Source organism: Rhodocytophaga aerolata (assembly GCF_030503435.1).
GTDB lineage: Bacteria > Bacteroidota > Bacteroidia > Cytophagales > 172606-1 > Rhodocytophaga > Rhodocytophaga aerolata.
This window is the reverse complement of sequence record NZ_JAUKPO010000021.1, coordinates 105,586-128,171: the sequence shown is the minus strand read 5'-3', so window position 1 is coordinate 128,171 and position 22,586 is coordinate 105,586. Positions and strand designations below refer to the sequence as shown.

The following is a 22,586-nucleotide window of genomic DNA, read 5'->3' as shown; positions in this document are numbered from 1 at the left end:
ACTTAAATCAATAAAATAGGGACACTAAAAAATTAGCTGAGGCTATTTTGAAGGAAGAAGTGAATAGAGTGATACTTAAAATCTCAGATTTGGGATTTTAGGGACAGATGCTAAACAGAAAAAATTATCGAAGGCTTCAAATCCTTTAGTTACCCGAAAGGGGAGTTATTTTATCCTCCACTTTACTGATACTTGAAAACTTCATTGTCCACCATCAGAAAAGAACAATTTTTTCTTCATTTAGCCTGTTTGAAAACAGGAAGCCGACAATAGCTATTTTATTCGGTCCTTTTCTTCATTATCGCTCCTTTTAAGAGTATGGGCAGTACTTTTCCCAAAACTTCTCGAATAGGTGAGCTTCACTACCTGGTAAAAGGCCGATTCATCCCGCCAATGTGCTACGGTGCTAATATTAAAAACAATAGGTGTCATGCCACTGATGTGGGTATGGACGCCAAAAGAACGTAACACATCGGGTAATGATAGCTGGAAGGTGCCCCTGTTTCTGGGAAGCTTTTTGGCAATACCTGCATTGAGTACGCCAAAACCTTTAATGTGGTTTGTTCCTTCAAAAAAAGGAAAATTATACCAACCGGAGAGTTCAACTTCAAAGTTTTTAGGAAGTACAATATTTTGACTCAAGTTTAGATTTTGAAATACAAAGGTTTTCTCAGCCGGTTTTAAGCTGTAGGATACCTTATAGTTACGAAGGGAAGTAGTGCTGCTTGCCCAAATTTTCCACCACTTGGTTACAGAAAGCGGATAGCTCACAAACAGATTGATACTTTTTTGATAATCCAGGTTCTGCGGAGAAGATATGCCTATGTCTTTGGTTTGGTTGGTTGTGATCTGATACCGCAAAATGGGGTGTACCTCGTGCTGCAGGGATAGTCCAAGGGTTAACCCCCGGGTTGTATAATCAGCTTTTAGCACATCAGTAAGGGTAGGCTTTAAGAGTGGATTGCCTGAAAAAACAAAAGTAGGGTCATTGTAAAATAGATTGGAAATTAAGTCAGTATAGGCAGGGCGGCTGATGCGGCGATTGTAGTTGATACTCAAAGTAGCCTTGTCGCTGGGTGTGAATGTATAGGTTACAGTAGGAAAAAGCTTAGCCATCGTAAAAGGCTTATCATACAGGTTTACCTCTCGCTGCCAGTATTCGTAGCGTAGACCTGCTTGAATTGTGGATTTGGGATGTAGCACATATTTCCATTGCGCGTAAATAGCTGCAATTTTCTCCTGGCTGTAAACAGCACTTTGTGATCGGGGATCGATCTCCCAGCTCTCTTCTAGTTTTCGCTCTATTTTGCTGTCGTTTCTGTTTTCTGCCAGGCTTCCCTTTACGCCAAATCCGGCACTCACCTTATTATTCAACTCAAGTGAGTAATCTATGGCTAGAACTCCCGCCAGTATATTGGATAAACTCTCTCCCCTGTTACCGGCAGTAAAAATCGGGTTTTGCGGAATCATTGGGTTTCCTTGCCTGTCAAAATAGTTGGAGGAAATAAGGGCAGGACTGTCACTTGTATACCGGATGTAACTCAAATCAAAGTTCAGTTGCGACTGCTCGGAAAGCTTGTTCTTTACATATAGGGAAGAAACCAGGTTGTTTCTTTTCTGGAAGCCATCCGATAAGGCGCTAAACCCTAGATAGTCGCCATTGGTAAATTCCCATGTAACAGCATTATCAGCTAAATTGTGGGTATTGTTGCGTGCATACATAATGTCACCCCCCAGCGTTGTTTTTGAAGTAAGGCGGTACTCAGCAGCTAGAGTAATTGTATGTGCACGTACAAACTTGCGGGAAATTCCTGAAAAAATGGCTCTACTGGGACTGGGCAGAAACCCCCGGTTACTGGTACCTCCTCCCATATAACCCGATCTTCCCACCTCATGCAAAAAAGAATAAGAAGCAAATAGTGTTGCTTTATCAAATCCTTGCGAGAGTGAGAGAGAACCCAGGGCTTTTTCACGGTACCCATACCCGGCTGTAGCCGAAACATTCACGGTTGTACCTTCGCCTTCACTTTTTTTCAACACAATATTAATGATTCCTGCTCCTCCGTCGGCATCATAGCCCGCAGTAGGCGAAGTGATCAATTCTATCTTTTCAATATTATCTGCCACTGTATTTTCAAGTAAACCCATCAGTTCCTCCATAGATAGTTGCAAGCGCCTGCCATTGAGCATAACTGTTACCCCACTCTGCCCATTGAGACTCAACTGGTTGTTTCTACGGTCGGTAATTACGCCAGGCAGGCGCTCGAGCACTTGTAGCGCATTGCTACCTTTGGTAATCAGGCTGCTTTGAACATTAATTACCTTACCAAGAGAGGTATGCTGAAGCATTTCCTTTTTAGCCGCAATTACCACTTCATTGAGCGCAGTATTTTCCTCCGAAAGTATCAGTTGGAAAATTTCCAAATGCTGGTTGAGTGCGGTGATTTCAAAAGACGCTGATTGCAGACTTGTATAGCCAATGCTGCTTACTTTCAGGTAAAACCTGCCGGCACTTACCTCTGGTATCGAAAACATACCCTTTTCGTCTGTCGCCGTGCCTGAGACAATACTGCTGTCTTGAGTATGATAGAGTACCACATTGGCAAAAGGAACAGGCTCTTGCTGGCGGTTAGCTACTTTGCCGGTAATCTGCCCGAAGCTGCTGTAAGCAACTGATAATAGGATTAATAAGGCGCAGAATGTCTTCATCTGTTGGATTTTTTCACCCAAGGTAGAGGAAGCCCATTTCAGGAATTTGAGAACTTGACGAGATGCCGGAAGCAATTGACCAGAGGCAGAAAACTGTATTTATTTCCTTTTGTCAATTTTTTTTAACCTCACATCAATTTCCGGGCAAAACCAATAGGATTTATTGCTATTTTCCAGAAATACAATGCTATAGCAGGCATGAAGCAACACTGGTTTTTTACCTACAAAATTTATCATATTCCTTTCTGGATCGCCTACCATCTGCTTTGGATGATGATCCATACCGGCGATCTACATGAGGCAATGGCTTATCTTTTTAAAGGAGAGCCTCCTATAAAATTTATTGGCTATATCATTTTTCAGGCGGCTGGCGCTTATTTTAATCTGTATTATCTTATTCCCAAGTTTCTGTATAGGGGAAAGTATACAACCTATACTTCACTGCTACTCCTAACGATTCTGGCTTGTTCAGCCTTGATTGCCTGTGGCTATTACCTGGCGGCTTACTTGTCTGAACGCACATTTTTTGAACTCTTTAACAGACGTCCTGACCAGTTTTTATCACTCCTGTTAACAATAGCATTGCCCTCCACAGCCGCCAGTATGACCCTGGCCATGAGTGTAAAACTGGCCAAGAACTGGCTCAGTACGGAGAAAAAACGTATGCTGTTAGAGAAAGCCCATCTGGAAACGGAACTTAAGTATCTCAAATCGCAGATTAATCCGCACTTTTTATTCAATACCATTAACTCGATTTTCGTGCTGATTCATAAAAATCCTGACCTTGCCTCTGAGTCGCTGGCTATGTTTTCTGCCATGCTCCGCTATCAGCTTTATGAATGCAATGAGCAGCAAGTGCCGCTCTGTAAGGAACTGGATTTTTTAGAAAACTTTATAGAACTGGAAACCTTACGGCTCCATGAAGGGCAAACTGAACTTGCTTTTGAAATAACCCGTGCTTTTAAGGAAGAAATCACCATAGCTCCTTTTATGCTGCTGCCATTTGTTGAGAATGCGTTTAAGCATGTATCAAAAGGTACTATGCAGCAAAATTTTATTAAACTATGCCTGAACATTAAACCGGATAAAACCCTTGAAATGTGCATCGAAAACAGTAAAAATCCGGCAGGCAGTGTGCCGGCTTCCGGTATTGGCCTGCAGAATGTACACCGCCGGCTTAATTTGATTTATCCGGATAAATATTGTTTACACACCCAATCCGGCACAGATATCTTTAAAGTAAACTTAACCATAGACCTGACATGAAACTCAACTGTGTAATTGTAGATGATGAGCCCCTGGCAAGCGAAGGGTTGGTAAAATACGTAGAGGTAGTTGACTATCTGGCATTGGCTGCTACGGCTCAAAACCCTGTTGAGCTTAATAATATACTTGAGCATAAGGTAGTTGATCTGATTTTATTAGATATTCAAATGCCCTATATGACAGGCATAGAATTTTTGAAAATGAAAACAGGCCTTCCCATGGTTATACTTACCACCGCCTACCCGGATTATGCCATAGAGAGCTTTGGGTTGGATGTGATTGATTATTTATTAAAGCCTATTACATTCAACCGTTTTTTTAAAGCCACCAACAAAGCCAAAGAGTATTACGGACTTAAAAATCAGCCTGCCGGAAGGCAAAGCGCTCCCACTGAGCCTGGTTATCTGTTTATTAAATGCGAAAATAAGTATGAGAAAATATGGATAGAAGACATACTATTTGTACAAGCTTTGCAAAACTATGTTATCATTGTAACCGGCAAAGGCAAATACATGACCTTATTACCGCTAAAAACAGTAGAAGAGCAACTCAGTGCTAACTTATTTGTGCGGGTGCACAAATCCTATCTGGTGTCCATTTCGAAAATAGAGAGTATTGAAAACAGTGAAATAATCATACAAAATCACCAGGTACCGCTCAGCCGCAATTTTAAAGAGTTGGTTATTGAAAGAGTAGTACATGCTAAATTGTTGAGAAAGTAACAGCAGTCATTTATCAAACGAGCGAAAAGACAGCAAAAAGAACTCAGGTGATTTTGGTAAACCCTAGTTTTTTAGATAGATGTTGTAGATTCTGTAAAGGGGAAGTTATTTCAGTTCCTACACTCTTGAAACTAGTAAGCATGAAAGCTAACTATCAAATGAGTGAGCTTTTCTAGTAAGTAACTATGCGAAAACAAGGTGCCCGCCACCTTAATTAGTATGCAAAGGTTTTATTTCCTTCCATCAGGCGTGTTTTTTTTAAGTCGAGTGACTCGCTGAGTAGCCTTTTTAGAAGGCTTGTATAGAATTTCACCTACGATAGCTAAGGAAAGCAGGAGGCAACCTTTTTACTGATTTAATTCAAAGGTTTGGGAAAACCTCCACTGATAATTTATACGGCCTGCATAGAAGCCTGCATTAGTAGAAACCGCAGCAGCCAAAGGAATATACGGATTTATCCTAACAAATCACCTATTAATTTTTATTTTAGGTATGCACAGAGTATGTTTAGCATTCGCCACTTGAATCCATGTCAAATAAAAAAGCTTTCAACCGGGTACTCATCATTGATGATGATCATACGAGTGTGTATCTGACCAAACTTACCTTGGAAGACATGGAGATCGCCGGGCAAATCCTGACAGCTAAAAATGGGCAGGAAGGGCTTGACCGAATAAAACAGTATTGCTTAAATGAACAAGCAGCCTTGGTAGAGTGTCCAGACTTGATTTTGCTTGATATCAATATGCCTATCATGAATGGCTTTGATGTGGTTCATGCACTCAAACTAATTGGACAAGACCATCTGATCAGAGCTAAAGTGGTCATACTTACTACTTCTGCTAATCCAACCGAGGTCGAGAAAATGAGGGCCTTGGGGGTAAAGGATTATCTGGAAAAGCCGGTGAGTGAAGATAAAATCTTGCCCTTTATCAATGAAACCAAGTAAGTAGTAGTAGGTTAATTTTACTCCCCCTTTGCTGTTGTACAACTCAAATCAAGTGATCTGCTGTCCTATCTTTTGAGTTCTATCGGTAAAAAAAGACGATCAAAACAAGCTCATTTTAAACAATCAACAGCAAATGTGGCAGCGTGTTCAAGCCGGAAAATAGTTTTGCATCAGCCACCCCCCTTTGCTATAACCAAAATACGTATAAAAATCAGAAACAATCAGGCTGCCACACTTTTTAGCCTCTGGAATAGTTTGCTTGTAAAGCAGCGTGGAAGATATTTTCTTTAGCCGCCTTGCTTTATATTTACCACTCAGATTGGAACCAACACACTATCAGAGGTCAGCTACCTGTGTCAAAAAAAGCGTCCAACCTACTACCTACACTATATTGGACGGTTACCCTCTTTTGTAAACAAAAACAGGTAATAGCAAGCTGAGTTTCATCACGCAAAGCTATAAACTCAACCTTTCTGCTAGCAAAAGGTCTAGCTCGAACGCTTACTTTAACTATAGCCTATCATGGCAACACCTTGATAGGTGCATCTTTTTTTACCAAGCAATCTCTCCAGTCTTAGGATTGGTTTCTTCGCTGAAATATTTTCCTGTTGGTCCGTTATTGTCAACTAACGCATATTTCACCACACGGGCAGCGGCATCTTCCACAGTTCCTATTCCCTGATGATGATTAAAATCGGTTTTGGTATAGCCCGGGTCAATGGCATTGACTTTGAAAGCCGTATCACGCAATTCGTAGGCTAATGTAACGGTGTACATATTCAGCGCCGATTTTGACGAAGAGTAAACTGCGTATTTGGCATGGTGGTAAAATTGCCAATTGGGGTCGCTTTGAAGCGAAAGAGAACCCACACTTGAACTAACGTTGACAATTCTTGGCTGGGGTGATTTTCGCAATAAATCCATAAAAGCCTGGGTAACTCTGACAACCCCGTACAGATTTGTCTCTAACACATTCTTGAAATTATCAATACCTGCATCTAAAGCCGTTTGTGGTAAAACTCCGCTGATACCTGCATTGTTGATAAGCACATCTAAAACATTTGTCTTTTTGCCTATCTGGGCGCGTGCTGCATCGACAGACTGCTGGTCTGTTACATCCAGTTGTATAGCTTCCACATGGGTAAGCCCCTCGGTTTTGAGGTTTTTTACGGCTTCTATTCCATTTTCCAGATTTCGGCTTCCCAAATAAACGTAATAGCCCTTATGTAATAATTGTCTTGCTGATTCAAAGCCAATACTTTTGTTGGCTCCGGTAATGAGTACTGATTTCATTGTTGTCTTGTTTTATAGTGAACAATGCAAAAATGCTTCATCTAAAAATGAAATCGTTTGTCATTTGGCAAAAAGCGAAATCATCTGATGTTTTTTCTGATTCTGCTCAGGGAAGATTGGGTAATACCTAAATAGGATGCGATGTAGGCGAGGGGAACACGATTGGCAACATTGGGATAGATCTTCAAAAACTTCATATAGCGTTCAGTGGCATCTTCTGAAACCAAGGGACTTCTCCGCTCTACTTTCTGAATTAAAGCTTTTGCTATCATTTTATGTACAATCGTGTCCCATCCAATGATGGTATCTAAGAGTTCCTGCCAATCCTTTTTTTCAAAACAAATGAGTCTACAATCAGTCACAGCCTGCACATAAGCTGATGAGCAGATTTCATTCTCAAAGCTCTCTATATCGACAACAAGATTGTTTTCATCAATAAAATATTTAGTAATTTCTTCACCCTTGTTATTGTAATAGCAAACCCGAGTGATGCCTTCAAGGATAAATCCTACTTGTCGAGCAATTTTTCCTGCTTGAGAAAAATAGTCGTCTTTGTGAAGTATTAATTCAAAACCTTTCTTTGAAATCAAATCAATCTGTTGTTTGTTTAGATTCCCAAATTGCAATATGTATTCGACAAATTCTTTCATATTGGCAAGTTAGTCAGAGTTATTTTTACAAAATTTGCCATTTGGCAAAAATTTACTGCTGTATGTACACATTCGATTAAATTCCTTTAGAAAAGATTTAAAAATTTGTTTTCCTCTTCAAATCTTCAATAATAGGGAAGCTAAAAAACTCCCCTTTCCGGTAACTAAAAAACGAGATTTCAAATCTACTCTCTATTTTTAAATAGTAATTCCAATACAAACGGCTACAACAACCATAGATTCGGCTACAGAAATAAATTCAGATGTGCGCACCTTTGCCTTTGTAAACCAAAAGCAAAACAGATGAAAATTATAGTCACCGGTTCTCTAGGCCACATTAGCCAACCCTTAACCCAGCAACTCGTACAAAAAGGGCATACCGTTACGGTAATCAGCAGCAATCCGGAAAAACAAAACCCTATTCAAGAATTAGGTGCCACCGCTGCCATTGGCTCGCTAGAAGATGTAAACTTCCTAACGGCCATTTTTACCGGCGCAGATGCTGTCTATACCATGGTGCCACCTAATAATTACTTCGACCACAGCCTGGATTTAATCGCCTACTACTGCCGCCTAGGCCAAAACTATGCCCAGGCCATTGGGCAATCGGGCGTAAAGCGGGTGGTAAATCTAAGCAGTATTGGAGCCCATTTAGAAAAAGGCAACGGCATTTTGGTAGGGGCAAACAAGGTAGAACATATTTTAAATGGGCTTCCTTCTCATATTGCCATTACCCACCTGCGGCCCACTTCTTTTTATTACAATTTATATGGCTATGCCGATATGATCAAAAACCAAGGCCTGATAGCAGCCAATTATGGGGCTGAAGACGTAGTGCCCTGGGTTGCCCCGCAAGATATTGCAGATGCCATAGCGCAAGAATTGGATAAGCCATTTACCGGTAGAAAAGTACGCTACGTGGCCAGTGAAGAACTAAGCTGCGCGGAGACGGCCCGAATTTTGGGCCAGGCCATCGGCAAACCGGATTTACCATGGCATATCATTACCAATGAGCAAATGCAAAGTGGTCTAATCGCGGCCGGAATGAACCCTAAAATCGCCGCCGGTTTAGTGGAGATGTATGCAGGCTTGCACAGTGGATTATTGGCCCAAGATTATTATGCTAACCGGCCAACGGTTATAGGCCGGGTGAAGCTGAGAGAGTTTGCCAAAGAATTTGCCTCCGTTTATGGGCAAAATAGTTAAATTGAGCTATGGCCAACTTACCCCTGCTCCGCTTTAAAACCATCAGTCAATACCACCTGCACATGGGGCTTCCCAAGCCGGAGCACCCGTTGATAAGTGTCATCAATTTCGAAAACGTAAAACAGGTGAGGGACCGGGGACCCCAAAATTATGTACTGGATTTTTATTCGATTGCCCTGAAGCGGAACGTAAATATACGCTTTAGATACGGGCAGCAGGAATATGATTTCAATGAAGGCGTTTTGTTTTTTATTGCGCCCGATCAAGTGTATGGCGTAGAGGCTTATAAAGAGGAAGAACCCAAACGGTCGGGCTGGATGTTACTCATCCATCCTGACTTTTTATGGAATACACCTTTAGCTAGAACCATAAGGCAATACGAATATTTCGGTTATTCAGTAAATGAAGCCTTATTTCTATCGCCCAGAGAAGAATCCACCCTTATCACCCTTATGCAAAGTATTGGGCAGGAATATGTAGGTAACCCGGATAACTTCAGCCAACCGGTAATGATCGCCCAACTGGAACTCTTGCTGATCTATGCTGAACGGTTTTACCACCGGCAGTTCCTGACTCGCAAAATTGCGAATCACCAAATCCTGAGCCGCCTGGAAGAAATATTAACTACACACTTTAACAGCGATGCTGTGGAAAACAATGGCTTGCCTACTGTGCAATGTATTGCCGATAGCTTACATGTATCGCCCAATTATTTAAGCGGCTTGCTCAAAGTACTGACCGGCCAAAGCACGCAGCAGCATATCCACAACAAAGTTATTGAAAAAGCAAAGGAGAAACTCTCTACCACCAACTTATCGGTCAGTGAAATTGCTTACGAATTAGGCTTTGAACATCCCCAATCATTCAGCAAATTATTCAAGACCAAAACCAATCAGTCGCCATTAGAATTTAGGCAACTGTTTACTTGAACAAGCCCCTGCCGACACCAAGAAAGAATTGTTGGAAGTGGGCCTACACCGGGCAGTTTCAGCAATTGTAATGATTAAGTCGAGCCATTTTATGTTATTATTGCGTATTCTGGAGATACTGAGCCAGAATACGCAATAATATTAGACTTTCTTTTTTATTTATAATCACTTACTTCTTATCTGTTATACTTCTATTTTGGTTATTCATGCTAATGTCTCGGGTTGTTATTTATAACAGAGTCATTAAAATCCCTCCGGTCCATTGTAGTGCATTTTAGAGTACATTAGTTGGCCGATATAAATGCTTTAATATCATTCATTGCCTCTATTGACTCTTTAGAATCAATATGTGAAACCAGCCAAACATGTTTTTGGTATTTAAATTCTTTTAGCTTTGATTTTGGTTGAATAGGTTTAATATAGTTGTAAAAATTTTTTGAATCGTCATTCAGTACTTCATCTGTACCTACCAATAAAAATACCGGTGGAAATTGTTTAAACTTCAATTCGCTTGGATCAGCTTCTTTCAAGCTATTTGGCGCATACAAAAGCGCATGGTAATGTAACATGTCTTTGCTTAATATTGGGTCTACTGATTGCTTGGTTACATAAGAATTATTTTTTGTTTTCAAGTCAATCCATGGAGATAGTAAGGCTAATGATTTGGGTAATGCTATTTTGGAATCAATACAGTCATGCACCAATGTAATTGCTAAACCTCCGCCTGCGCTGTCTCCCATAATTGTAAATGTATGCTCAGGATATTTCTTTTTCAGCGCACTGTATACACTAAAAATTTCATTTTTTGCTGCTGGAAAAGGTTTTTCAGGTGCCAGAGAATACTCCACATATACAATGGGCAAATTTAAGTTCTTAGCTAAGTGGCTTATCATGGCACGGTATGAATTGATGCTGCCTAAAGCATATACGCCACCGTGTAAATAAACGATAATATGTTTTTGGTTTATAAGCTTTTCGTTAAACCAATAGCTCTTCACTCCCGCGATTGTAACCTCATTGACTGTAACAGAATTATCTGCCGGGTAGCTTTTCCCCAAGGTTTCATAGAATGCTCTTTCCTGGGTTATTTTGGTCATTATGCTGTCGGAAATAGGGTTTTGTGCATTTACGGATGCGATACCTATAAGGAATATAGGTAATGAAAAGTATAATTTGAATATGGTGCTCATTTTTTTATCTTTTAAATTTTATTGAAATTATTCACTGCATTACCATTTAATTATTTAAAAATGGATAATCGATATACCCTTGTGCTCCGCCGCCAAACATGGTTGCCCGGTCTGGTTGGTTAAGTGCGGCATCTTTTTCAAACCGTTTTGGTAAATCGGGATTTGCCAGAAACAGTGTTCCAAATGAGACAAGCCCAGCTATGCCTTTTTTAAGTTCTGCTTCAGCGGTTGCTTTATCATAAGCCGTATTGGCAATAACCGTTTGCTGTATCATTCTGCCAAACAGTTCTATTTCGTTATCCGCCGGATAGTGCGCAGGCGAAGGGAAGTACGGGCTTCGCTTCATTAACTCGACATAGGCAAAATCTAATTTGTTCAGCTCTTCAATCAGGTAAGTGTATGTGCCAACAGGATTATTCAAAACCATATTGCCATACGGATGAAAAGGCGAAATTTTAATGCCTACTTTATCTCCGCCCACAGCAGTGATCAACTCCTGCATTACTTCTAGCACAAAACGGGCTTTATTGGGAATACTGCCGCCATAGTCATCCGTCCTCTGATTGGCACTCTCTGCTAAAAACTGATTTGGCAGATAACCATTGGCAGCATGAAGTTCAACCCCATCAAAACCGGCTGCTATCGCATTTTTGGCCGCCTGCCCGTAGTCCTTTACTGTTTGCCTGATTTGGTCAATGGTAATTTCCTGGGGCGTTTCATAATCCTTTAAACCTTGGGAAGTGAAATGTTGCATTCCTTGTATGGCTAGCGGAGATGGCGCAAGGGGTAATTTACCATTCCTGTCAGTAGAGTGACCTGCACGGCCTGTGTGCCAGAGTTGGGCGATAATAAGACCTCCATGATCGTGTACAGATTTGGTAACCTTTTTCCACGCCTCGATCTGCTCGCTTGTGTAAATGCCAGGTGTAAGCGGACTGCCGGTTGCCTGTTCACTTATTCTGATCGCCTCTGTGAATAGGAGACCAGCACTCACTCTTTGCGTATAGTATTCAACTGTCATATCACCTACTACACCGTACATGTCTGCCCGGCTTCTGGTCATGGAAGACATGACCATTCTGTTCTTTAAGTTTAAATTTCCTAACTGTGTTTTTTCTAATAATTTCATGATATTTATAATTTTTGTTATATTATTTATGATGCAAAGATGTCTGGATAAGAGAGGATAAACTTGTATCAAATCACTGTTTTTAAAGTGATGATGACTGAATTCACTGATGGCTTTATGTTTTTGTTACCAGGGGATTTCGCCAGTTTCAGGATTAGTTTCTTCACTGAAAAATTTACCTGTAGGTCCCTCCTGGCCAATCAATGCGTATTTTACAATACGTCTTCCGGCAACTTCAACATCAGCTCCATTATGGCCGGTAAAATCAGTCTTTGTATAGCCCGGGCAAACTGCATTTACTTTAAAAGGAGTACCCCGCAGCTCGTACGCTAAGTGAATGGTGTACATATTCAAAGCAGCTTTTGAAGAAGCATAAACTGCAAATTTGGCATAGTTGTAAACCGGCCATTCAGGATTGCTCTGCAGTGATAGCGAACCTACGCTGGTACTTACATTCACAATTCTTGGCTGGGGTGATTTTCGCAATAAATCAATAAAAGCCTGCGTAACTCTTGCTACGCCAATTACATTGGTATTAAATGCTGCGGTAAGCTCATCTGAACTTGCCCCAAGGGCACTATAAGGGGGGGGGCCTCCATTAATTCCTGCATTGTTGATGAGAACATCTAAAACATCTGTCTTTTTACCGATTGCTTCACGGGCAGCTTTAACTGAATTTTCATCCGTTACATCCAACTGCACTGCTTCTACACTGGTGAGTCCTTCTGCTTTTAACTTTTCAACTGCTTCCCATCCATTCTCTACATCACGGCTTCCCAGATAAACATGAAAACCCTTTTGTAAGAGTTGTTTTGCCGTTTCCAGGCCAATGCCTTTATTGGCTCCTGTAACTAATACTGATTTCATCTTCGTATATTTTATGATGATTGGTGTGAAGGCTATTTAACCAATGGTGAACGGATTACTATTTCCCATCAGCCAAATAGGTATTTGATCTTATTGTTTATTGTAGGCAGGGAAATACACCTCCTTTACGAAGTCCTCTGCTGTAGTGGGAGTGGTCGTGGAATGATCTCTTTTTTGATAATTCATGAAGCCGCTTTTAATGGCTGTCCCCATCTCAATTAAATTATTGGCAAAATCTTCTGTAAAACCGTTGCTTAAAAAGGCTTGTGTCGCCTGCTCTACCGGAATTTGCACATAGGGCAAATCGGGATTGTTAATGGCTTTCCCAATAATGCTGGTAAACTCTCTATACGTATAGTCTTTAGGTCCCATGACAGCATGAACACTTTTACCCTTGAAGTCAAGATTAGCTAAATGGTTAGCTGCTATTTTAGCTACATCTTTTGTGGCTACCATGGGTATTGAATGGTCGCCATCTGCTACTGTACCATTGAATCCCATCTTTTTAACCAACCCAATTGTTCGTAAGAAATTTTCCATGAAATAGGCTGAACGAATGTGCAGTACGTTTACTGCTTCGAGCTGATTTAATCTGACTTCCTGTTCACCGGTTCCCCCCATCATGCCATTGCCTTCATGCATGTGAGAGCCCACACTGCTCATATTGACAATGTATTTGATAGTAGACTTTTCGATGGCTTCAAGTAGCCTGCCAGTTACCTGTCTTTGATAAGCTCTTGTGTTTTCGGCTTTTACATTATCAGGTACTAATACAAATGCACTATCGGCATTTTTAAAGGCACTTGTCAGCGTTTCCACATCGGTGATATCTGCTGAAATGATTTCGGCACCCAGACTGCGGTATTTCTCTAACTTTTCGGTGTGCCTTGCGATCAATGTTACCTGATGGCCGTCATGTAAAAGGTTTTCAGAAATTTTGCTGCCAATGGTTCCAGTAGCTCCGAGAATGACTATTTTCTTTTTCATTTTATTATGTTTAAATGGTTGTTGATTAATTACTATGTAAAGATGTGGTGATTAAAAAAGTAAAACTTGTATCAAATCACTGTTCTTGAGATGGTACTTTCCAGGTAGTTCCATTTTCTAACTGCCCGCTCTCCAAATCACGTTTTATTATATCTAGTGCATTTTTAAGCATGGATTGCACAGCTTTCATCAGCACCGACTTGACTATAAACCTGGTGAGAAAATTGGTTGGAACAGCCCGGTAAGTCCATTCGATTTTTGTTTTGTTATTTCCCAAATCAGTGAAGAGCCATTCTCCCTCAAGTCTTTTAAGGAGTGCTGAAAGTGCTCTCGAAGTAAAATGTTCGTTCTTGTATGAAAAGGAAGTGGGCTCATGTACTGTTAGAAGGGTTTCCTGAGAGGTTGATCCATCTTTAAAATAAACTGTCCGTTGCAGGCCTGCTTTATTCCATCCTTGTTTTACGCTTGTATCAATGATTGCCGGAATCATGGCGTTTCCCCGAAAGTGTGCATCAAGTTGATTGGAGCGATGTAATTGAAAGCCCTGTCAATTTGAGAATGGATGGTCATTGCAAGGGTTATCTCAGGACTTTTGTTGGGATCTTTCGTTTCTTTAGTAGTTGTCATTTTCAGGATGATTTAGTAGTTGTTACTCGATTACAATACAAAATTGCTTTAATTGAAAGGGATAAACTTGTATCAAATCACTGTTCTTGCTTTGATTGCCAAGTAATCAGTGGAGATTGCCACTATACATTCCGCCGTCAAAGTATAGCCCGTTTGTTAGTGTAATGAACAGTACAATATCACTTGTTTCAACTGCGTGGAATGTTGGACTTTCCTTTTCAATCAATGCACTCTCCCCTGTGACAAGAGCTATGGTTTCATTGACATTTATTTTTCCGTCAAATACATAGAACAGGAAGGCAGAATTTTCAGACGGTGTTTCGGGTAAGAGAATTTCTTCACCCTTTTCTAAGCGCAGATCCATCAAATGGGTATTACTTCTGATTTGCAGTGGGTAATCATCGCCTTTACCGGCTATTTTTCGCCAGTGGTTGATACTGTACGTTTCAGGCAATTGATAAAATTGAACTTGAGGGGGAAGACCAGCTGTTTCCGGCCTGATGAATATTTGTAGCCCTTCTAAAACACCTCCTTCCTCTAACACCCTTTCTTCGTGATAAAAGTTTGCCCCTGCGTTCATCACCATCAATCTTTGATTTGAGATAAGGTCAGTGTTTTTTTGGGAGTCAAGATGTTTTACTTTGCCACTTCTCAAATAGGTGAGGATCTCATCATCTTTATGTGGATGCATGGGAATAAGTGTTCCTGGAGTTATGCGCGCATGGTCTATTCTTCCTATGCTGGAAAAACCGGTATCGTGTAACTCGGGCCGGATAAGCCCCGGATATAAAATCTGTATGCCAAAGCCGCCATGCTGTTTCCCATATTTAATGGCATTGTCTATTTTTGTTAGCATTGTTGTGATTATTAATGATGATGTGAATGGAATTCGCAAAAGATGTCAGGCAACATCTGCTTTGTTATTTTTAATTAAGTTCTATGGCCACTTTTCCGATGTAACCGCCCTGCTGGGCATATTGATAGGCCTCTTTGTACTGATCAAATGGAAATACTTTGCTCACTTCGATCTGTAACCCATTCTTTACTGCACCTAGCAACACATCAGTATAGGTAGTGGAGGGGCTTGAGAGTATGACGATGTGCTTTTTGGCAGTAAATAAGTTTTTGAAAAGTGCAAGGGGAATTTCGATTGGCTTGGGTGTTGGGTTTAGAAACAGGGCTTTAGCATTCATGAGTTGTCTGGCCTTTTGGTAGCCCATTTTGCCTGATAAGTCAATCACAATGTCGTAGGTAGCTTTCTGAGAAAGCACATTTTCTTTTGTATAATCTATGATAGAATTTGCTCCCCATTTTTTTGCAATTGCTGCCCCCGCAGTGCTTGTAACGGCTGTTACGTGTGCGCCCCGTTGTTTTAATAACTGAAGTAAAAACATGCCAAAACCACCGGTAGCACCATTAACCAAAATGCTAGTTTGTGAAGTGATAGTACCCATTTTTTGTAATGCGGTAAGTGCCGCAGTACCAACTACCGGAATAGAAGCCGCTTGAGGAAAGCTGATAGTAGAAGGTTTTTTCCAGACTAAAGAAGAGGGCACGGCAACATATTCGGCTGAAACACCTTCTTTCATCATATTTTTTACCACTCCAAAAACTTCATCGCCTTTTTTGAAGCCAACCACTGAAGACCCGATATCTTCAACGATGCCAGCGAAATCAGTTCCTGTATGCTTTGGAAATTTTGAGCCCGACATTAATGTCATTTCACCTTTTCTGATTTTCCAATCCATTGGATTGATAGAAAATGCTTTTACTTTTATTAGTACCTGATCTGATTGAATAGTAGGTTTTGGTTGTTCCAGAGTTTGCAAAACATCTATGTTTCCAAACTTTTGATACACGATTGCTTTCATGATATCTTTTTTACTTGTTTAAAATGATATCACAAAGTTGATAACAACCAGCTTGTCAAACTTGTATCAGATCACTGTTGTGCCTAAGGTGATAGGACTTTATTATGAGTAAATCAAAATAGGTATAGTAAAAATATCAAAATAACATCTGTATATAGGATAACTTTTGCCTTTTTGAAAATGGGATGAGCTATAAAAGCTAGAGGCACCTTTAAATGAAGGTGCCTTTAGTAACCTATCCGCCGTGTTAAACGAGAATACAAAAGGGGGTAGAGCCCGGCTAATAAACTTGAATCAAATCACTATTGTACTTTAGGGCTTTAGGAGGCATTCCAAACATTTCGTACATATACTTATTGAATTGTGGGAGGTCATAGAAGCCGGTATCGTAGGCAATATCGGTAAGGCTTCTATCCTTGTCAGAAAGTGTGAGATAGATTGCCTGGCGTAACCGTGTCCACAGTAAATATTTAGATAAACTACTACCAGTTTGTTGTTTAAAGAGTGACGCTAAACGGGATGGCGAAAGGAAAACTATATCGGCAAATGTTTGCGGTGTTATCTCTGTTTGAAAGTAATTCGCCTTAATGTATTCAACTATTTTTGTAACTCTTTCATCATAGTGGGCATCAGGTAATTGAGACAGCAAAGCATCAACTATATTGTTAACATCTAAACTGTCTTTTGGTGTCTGAAAGAAAGCATTCGTTTCTGGGGGTGAGTCGAAAACAATATACTCCTGATTTTCTTTAAATCTGCTTGCTAGTTCCAAACCAATAGTTGAGTAGGGTTCTATATTTAAAACATTCAATGTTCCTTTTTCGGCAACGCAAAAATGTGTGACATGTGGTTTGATCAAAAAGCCGTGAATACGTTCAAAGAGTACTCCGCTGATGGTTGAATTAAAGGGCGTGTCGTTTGATAAAACGATTTGATAGGCAGAATGATGATGAATTTCTACAGTGAGGTTGCGGGCTTTAAGGGCAAGAATGAACGGATTATGGATCTGTTTTTTCATGTAACTTAAACTATTTGATGTTAATTGTCGGGAATATACTTTCTATATAGCGTTAATGTCTTTTTCTCAATAGATGTGCTCCAAATATTCGGCCTACCATTAACCAGCTTAGATAGATCAGCGCATTTTCAAGCCCCGGATACTGTCGTCAGTTAAATGAACTTCTAAATTCTATGGGTGACACCCTAGTTTTATTTTTAAATAATTTCGAGAAGCTCTGACTGTGCTCAAAGCCTAATTGAAAAGCAATTTCCGAAACTGTTAATTCAGTGGTTGATAGTTTTTCTTTTGCTTTTTCTATCAATTTTTCATGAATATGTTGTTGTGTGGTTAGCCCTGTTAGAGATTTTAATAAGCTGCTTAAGTACATGGGAGATATATTCAACGAATGAGCAATGTGTTGGACGCTAGGTAAACCTGTTGTATTTTCATTATTGAAATAATCTTCGATGATCTTCTCTACATGCGCTAAAATTTTATGATTATTAACTTTATGGGTTAGAAATTGTCTTTGGTAAAAGCGGTCGGAGTAATTAAGTAAGGTCTCAATTTGAGAAACAATTATATTTTGGCTGAACTTATCTAAATTAGCATTGTATTCCTGTTCGATATTTTTAACTATAGCATTGAGCGTTGCTTCTTCCTTTTCGGAAAGAAACAACGCTTCATTTACTGCATAGCCAAAGAACTCATATTGGTTTATATTTTTTGCCAGGGGAGTGTTCCATAAAAAATCAGGATGTATCATTAATACCCAGCCACTTTTAGTTGTGGCAATTTCTTCAATTTTTTCAATGCCAAAAACCTGATTGGGTGCTATAAAAAACATAACTCCATCCTCGAAATCGTAATGATTCTGGCCATACTTGAATTTAGCACCCACACTCCGTTTGATAGAGATGTGATAAAAATCGAATACAAAATTCTTATTGTTTATTTCTTTGGAGCATTCAAAGCTGCTGTAATCAAATAAACTGATTAAAGGATGCTGAGGTGAAGGCAAACCCTTCATTTTATGAAACTCAGCAATCGATCTTACTCTATGTACCTGATGTTGGCTCATGTTTCAAAATTAAAAATAATATTATACCATCATTCCGCCTGAGAGTTCAATTCTCTGTCCATTCATCCAGCCGGCTTCCGGCGTACATAAAAAAGCGACTATCCCACCAATATCTCCGGGTTCACCCACACGCCCTAAAGCTGTAACTGATGCTATTACATTCCTTTTATTTTCATCAGATTTGTTTGAACCTCCACCAAAATCAGTTGCTATAGCACCCGGTGCGACGGTGTTTGCGGTAATTTGCCTATTGCCCAATTCTTTTGCCAAACATCTGGTGTAGGTTTCAATAGCCCCTTTCATGCTCGCATAAGCAGACACATTCGGAAAAGAAATCCTGGTTAATCCAGAAGAAATACTAATTATTCTTCCGCCATTATTTAATAATGGTAAGAGTTTTTGGGTTAAAAAGTAAACTCCCTTAAAGTGAATATTCATCATAGTATCAAATGCTTCTTCGGTAGTTTCGCTCACAGAACCATATACTCCAGCTCCGGCATTGTTTATTAAAAAGTCGAAATTAGGTGAACCCTCCTGTTCTAGTAAATGCTGACTAACCTGGACTACAAAAGTGTCAAAGGTTTTGATATCACTCACATCCAATTGGAAAGCTCTAGCTTTCTGGCCGATTGATACTACTTCCTGTACCACCTTATCTGCCTCAACTTTATTATTACGATAGGTGAAAATGATGTTGTTTCCGTTTCTAGCCAAATTGATAACCATATCTCTACCTAAACCACGGCTTCCACCTGTTACTATTGCAGTTTTATTTTTTGTTGTCATAATTTTGAATTTATATTATGACACAAATTTCAAAACATCTTAATTGACTTTTGTAGCTAAATTAGTGATTCTTGTAGCCATTTTAAATACTTATCCATACGTCGATGTATCGTCGTAAATACTTATCTTTCAAATATTCATTAAAAGCCATTTACCGGAAAGGACATTCATTTAAGAAGGCAGGTGTGCTTGTCATGGACATTGTACCGTGACATGATGTGCTACTGGTTTAATTTGATGCAACAAAAAGGGCAAGAGGAGAAAAAATTATGTAGATCACACATCAAGCAAGGAGAAAATTGCATAGTCATACATATAGTTAAAATAAGTCAATAGCCTGTGAGAAGAAAGAGAAAAAGGGTAACAAAAACTCATGAAATTTAGCTAAGTGAACTTTGATTTTTTTAACCACTTTTTGTAACTGCTGCCAATATGGCTGATTTTGCAGGGAGTACTTAATTATAAATTGTTGGTTGAGTAAAAGAAAAGGCAGCCACTCAGATACAAGATCCTAATTAAAGTCTATCCAATCTAGTAAATAAGAACATTCTACGTTCAAATGAAAGCAAAGAATAAGAGGGGAGAGGGTTCCCGCTTTTAAGGGACTGTTCTTGAGCAAAATGCTTCCCAAGCTGAGCTTAAGTGAATTATTTTTCCTAGCCAAACAAGATAAAAAGGGTAGTTTAAAAATTATTTTTTCGGACCTATTTCAGACCAGTATAGCCTAAGTGTCTGACAGAGAGTATACAGGGGACTGCCTTCTAAGCAGTAGGTCTTTGGTTCGAATCCAAACGGAATCACTCCAAAAACCGCTAAATTTGCGAAATTTGGCGGTTTTTTGTTTTTAAACTTGCAGTAGCCAAATTGCCGAGCTTATTTTGAGGTTGATTTTTTAATCCAAAAGGAGTGTTTTTGGGCTTGTCGCTATTAACTTTAAAAATGATCTATCTTTCTACTAACTACATCAACTAAGTGCTGTAAGGGTAGAGAGCCAAATCCGGATACAAAACCGTTATTTTATTTTTACATCTCGCACAATCGGCAACCAGAAAAGAGGATTTCTATTCTAAATTCATCGGGCAGAAGGAACAATGGTTTTTTTTCTAAATTTTTTAGTGGCAACGCAAAATACCCCAGACAATCAATAATATATTCTTTCTTTAAGGAGAAGACGGTTATAGTTGCATTTTCAATGATTGCATTAGAATCATAATCTCTTATTATACCAACAACTTTTTTGTATTGCTGAATATTTACACAAGATGTACAGATAATTACTCATCATAGAGTAATTATTTTAATAGATAAAAAGATTTAACTATTTTGAGTTAGCTCTGAATATTATGAAAATTCATGAAAATGTTTATATAAGATGATTGATTTTTGAATTGCAAGGTGAGTAAAGATTGATATAGTATGTAAATTATGTCAATATCTAATTTTAGGTATATTTGGTTAGCTACCTCTTTGGTTTAATAAGAAGTATTTTATATGAAAATAAAACCCAGCACTTTCCAAGACACGGTCCTCATTTCTACATCCAAACTATGAGACTAAGCAGCCAAAGTAGTTCTGTGGGCTTCTAATTCTACAATATAAGTGTTGAATACAGCCATCCGCTGATCAATATCTATTGATTTTAGCTACAAGTGCAGGTCTAGTAAACTAAACAGGAGATATTATTAGATTTTCTCAGGTAATAGGGTTGCATCTACATAGTTGCCCAGAACTAGTTCCGAAGGTGATCCCTGCGTAACAGCTTCCACCAGTAACTTACCCCCGACAAAAGCTCCTTTCCATGATTCGCCCAGGCCTCCGAAAACTTCTTCCCGGTCACCACGGGAGCGAAGATTGTTGATGCCCACCTTGAAAGCACGCACCTCTCTTGCGGTACGCTGTGCCCATTTTAAATCATCTGAGGCAACGGCCGCAACTAGTGCGCCATTAGAAATATTCATTTCACCCACCAGTTCTTCTACACGGTCTACCAGCACAACAGAGTCGATCGGGCCAAACGGTTCTTTAAAGTATAGTTCACTTTGGCGTGGCAGGTTTACCAGCGCACGCGGTGCTCGATATGTGGATCGGTCCTGATTAGGTAAGAATAAGGCATCGTCCAGCTTACCTTCATAAAAAGGGGTGGCCCCGGTTTTGAGAGCATCTGCATACAGTCTATCCAGATCCTGAGCTTGACGGGTGTTAATGACCGGTCCAAAAGCCAGATCAGGTAGTTTATCTTCTGGTTTGTCTACTATTGTGGGGTTGCCGATTTTAAGGCTGCGAATGGAATTCCAGTACGTTTCCAGAAAATGCGGGAATAAACGGCGCTCAACTACAAAGCGTACATAAGCAGTACAACGTTGTTTGCCATAGTCGTAGCCTTTTTTGAGCTGCTCCCCAAGGCTATTCCAATCAGAAAAATTCCAAATACCATAGGTGTTCACCCCTTCCATTTCCAGCATATAACGCTTGTGAACAGAAGCCAGGGCATCGGCAATGTTGCGGCCATTATAACGTCCTCCTACAAAGGAAAGACAATCGATGGCCCCATCTTTTACCAGTACCTCACTCAGTTCCCCACCAGAACCACTCACCAGCGTAACTGGCAAACCGCAGCGGCGGGCGATAGCAAAGGCCACACTCAGCGATATAAATCCACCATCGGTAGGTGTTTTGGCTATGGCCACATTGCCGCACAGTACCTGCACCAGTACGGCATGCATCAACACTGACATCGGATAGTTCCAAGAGGCGATGTTTGATACTACCCCTAAAGGTTCCCGGCGTCCAAGCATTTCTTCTATATGGTCTATGTACCACTGCACACCATCTATACAGCGGTCGATATCGGTAAAACCAAGCTTGTACGTTTTCCCAATTTCCCACATTAAAAGTTTTGCGATCAGATCCACATGGATACGCAACTCATCAAGACAATTCTGCACACGTTGCTTCCGCTCATCCAGGTCTATACGGCACCAGTCAGCCGCTTCACGGTGAGCACCTTGTAGGGCGCGCAACGCATTGGCCCGGTCCAGCATAGGCAAACTACCGATTACTGCGTTATTGATAGGGGATATAAATTCCTTGGGAGAGCCTGCTTGCTGCCAGCGGCCCTCCATCAGGTTCAAGTAATTTCCATTTGGATCAACTATTTCGGGAGTTACCCCTTTTACCTGCTCAAGGAGGGAGGAAAACTCTACGTGTGGGGAAACAATTTTTGCCATTTTTAAAATGTATTTGGAGTAAGCTAAATACAATCGTGAGTAGAAACATTTAAAGCTAACTCTAATTGAGTAAGTAATCCAAATGTTAGCTTCAACA

Annotated in this window: 19 protein-coding genes; 5 read left to right on the top strand and 14 right to left on the bottom strand. The window is 40.1% G+C overall.

From position 1 onward, the window contains the following. Nucleotides 1-273: 273 nt before the first annotated feature. Nucleotides 274-2,709, bottom strand: coding sequence for a TonB-dependent receptor (locus Q0590_RS25895; RefSeq protein ID WP_302040538.1), 2,436 nt, complete (start codon nucleotides 2,707-2,709; stop codon nucleotides 274-276). Nucleotides 2,710-2,907: 198 nt separating this feature from the next. On the opposite strand from Q0590_RS25895, the gene Q0590_RS25890 reads away from it, so the two are divergent. From Q0590_RS25890 to Q0590_RS25880, 3 genes are all read left to right on the top strand, one after another. Further along, the gene (locus tag Q0590_RS25890; RefSeq protein WP_302040537.1) at nucleotides 2,908-3,975 is read left to right on the top strand and encodes a sensor histidine kinase; all 1,068 of its coding nucleotides are present in this window, start codon (nucleotides 2,908-2,910) and stop codon (nucleotides 3,973-3,975) included. Further along, entirely contained in the window at nucleotides 3,972-4,697 is a 726-nt protein-coding gene (locus Q0590_RS25885) for a LytR/AlgR family response regulator transcription factor (RefSeq protein ID WP_302040536.1), read from the top strand. The genes Q0590_RS25890 and Q0590_RS25885 overlap by 4 nt, the downstream gene beginning before the upstream one ends. Nucleotides 4,698-5,226: 529 nt before the next feature. Then, nucleotides 5,227-5,646, top strand: a complete 420-nt coding sequence (locus Q0590_RS25880) for a response regulator (RefSeq protein WP_302040535.1) — start codon at nucleotides 5,227-5,229, stop codon at nucleotides 5,644-5,646. A 552-nt stretch (nucleotides 5,647-6,198) separates the two neighbouring features. Here Q0590_RS25880 and Q0590_RS25875 read toward each other — a convergent pair. After that, entirely contained in the window at nucleotides 6,199-6,939 is a 741-nt protein-coding gene (locus Q0590_RS25875; protein WP_302040534.1) for an SDR family NAD(P)-dependent oxidoreductase, read from the bottom strand. A gap of 80 nt (nucleotides 6,940-7,019) precedes the next feature. Then, nucleotides 7,020-7,589 (bottom strand): Crp/Fnr family transcriptional regulator, encoded by a 570-nt coding sequence (locus Q0590_RS25870; RefSeq protein ID WP_302040533.1) that lies wholly within the window; start codon nucleotides 7,587-7,589, stop codon nucleotides 7,020-7,022. Between the two features lie 303 nt (nucleotides 7,590-7,892). Here Q0590_RS25870 and Q0590_RS25865 point away from each other — a divergent pair, with 303 nt between their 5' ends. Together Q0590_RS25865 and Q0590_RS25860 are read left to right on the top strand one after the other, a co-directional pair. Further along, nucleotides 7,893-8,795, top strand: a complete 903-nt coding sequence (locus Q0590_RS25865) for an NmrA family NAD(P)-binding protein (RefSeq protein WP_302040532.1) — start codon at nucleotides 7,893-7,895, stop codon at nucleotides 8,793-8,795. 8 nt (nucleotides 8,796-8,803) lie between these two features. Next, nucleotides 8,804-9,724 carry a helix-turn-helix domain-containing protein gene (locus Q0590_RS25860; protein ID WP_302040531.1) on the top strand — a complete coding sequence of 307 codons (921 nt, stop codon included), beginning with the start codon at nucleotides 8,804-8,806 and terminating at the stop codon, nucleotides 9,722-9,724. Between the two features lie 284 nt (nucleotides 9,725-10,008). Here Q0590_RS25860 and Q0590_RS25855 read toward each other — a convergent pair whose 3' ends face one another. The 11 genes from Q0590_RS25855 to Q0590_RS25805 form a co-directional block, all read right to left on the bottom strand. Beyond that, nucleotides 10,009-10,821 carry an alpha/beta hydrolase fold domain-containing protein gene (locus Q0590_RS25855; protein ID WP_302040530.1) on the bottom strand — a complete coding sequence of 271 codons (813 nt, stop codon included), beginning with the start codon at nucleotides 10,819-10,821 and terminating at the stop codon, nucleotides 10,009-10,011. Between the two features lie 139 nt (nucleotides 10,822-10,960). Continuing rightward, nucleotides 10,961-12,043: an alkene reductase gene (locus tag Q0590_RS25850; protein WP_302040529.1), complete on the bottom strand. Its 1,083-nt coding sequence runs from the start codon at nucleotides 12,041-12,043 to the stop codon at nucleotides 10,961-10,963. Nucleotides 12,044-12,169: 126 nt separating this feature from the next. Further along, nucleotides 12,170-12,910, bottom strand: a complete 741-nt coding sequence (locus Q0590_RS25845) for an SDR family oxidoreductase (protein WP_302040528.1) — start codon at nucleotides 12,908-12,910, stop codon at nucleotides 12,170-12,172. 90 nt (nucleotides 12,911-13,000) lie between these two features. Continuing rightward, entirely contained in the window at nucleotides 13,001-13,897 is an 897-nt protein-coding gene (locus tag Q0590_RS25840) for an SDR family NAD(P)-dependent oxidoreductase (protein WP_302040527.1), read from the bottom strand. 76 nt (nucleotides 13,898-13,973) lie between these two features. After that, on the bottom strand, nucleotides 13,974-14,387 hold the full coding sequence (locus Q0590_RS25835; protein WP_302040526.1) for an SRPBCC family protein: 414 nt from the start codon (nucleotides 14,385-14,387) through the stop codon (nucleotides 13,974-13,976). A 243-nt stretch (nucleotides 14,388-14,630) separates the two neighbouring features. Next, nucleotides 14,631-15,380: a pirin family protein gene (locus Q0590_RS25830; protein ID WP_302040525.1), complete on the bottom strand. Its 750-nt coding sequence runs from the start codon at nucleotides 15,378-15,380 to the stop codon at nucleotides 14,631-14,633. A 70-nt stretch (nucleotides 15,381-15,450) separates the two neighbouring features. Then, nucleotides 15,451-16,395: an NAD(P)-dependent alcohol dehydrogenase gene (locus Q0590_RS25825; protein ID WP_302040524.1), complete on the bottom strand. Its 945-nt coding sequence runs from the start codon at nucleotides 16,393-16,395 to the stop codon at nucleotides 15,451-15,453. 280 nt (nucleotides 16,396-16,675) lie between these two features. Then, on the bottom strand, nucleotides 16,676-17,413 hold the full coding sequence (locus tag Q0590_RS25820; protein WP_302040523.1) for a helix-turn-helix domain-containing protein: 738 nt from the start codon (nucleotides 17,411-17,413) through the stop codon (nucleotides 16,676-16,678). Nucleotides 17,414-17,561: 148 nt separating this feature from the next. Then, nucleotides 17,562-18,476: a helix-turn-helix domain-containing protein gene (locus tag Q0590_RS25815; RefSeq protein WP_302040522.1), complete on the bottom strand. Its 915-nt coding sequence runs from the start codon at nucleotides 18,474-18,476 to the stop codon at nucleotides 17,562-17,564. Nucleotides 18,477-18,497: 21 nt separating this feature from the next. Next, entirely contained in the window at nucleotides 18,498-19,262 is a 765-nt protein-coding gene (locus tag Q0590_RS25810; protein WP_302040521.1) for an SDR family NAD(P)-dependent oxidoreductase, read from the bottom strand. A 1,682-nt stretch (nucleotides 19,263-20,944) separates the two neighbouring features. Then, entirely contained in the window at nucleotides 20,945-22,489 is a 1,545-nt protein-coding gene (locus tag Q0590_RS25805) for an aldehyde dehydrogenase family protein (protein WP_302040520.1), read from the bottom strand. Nucleotides 22,490-22,586 lie beyond the last annotated feature (97 nt).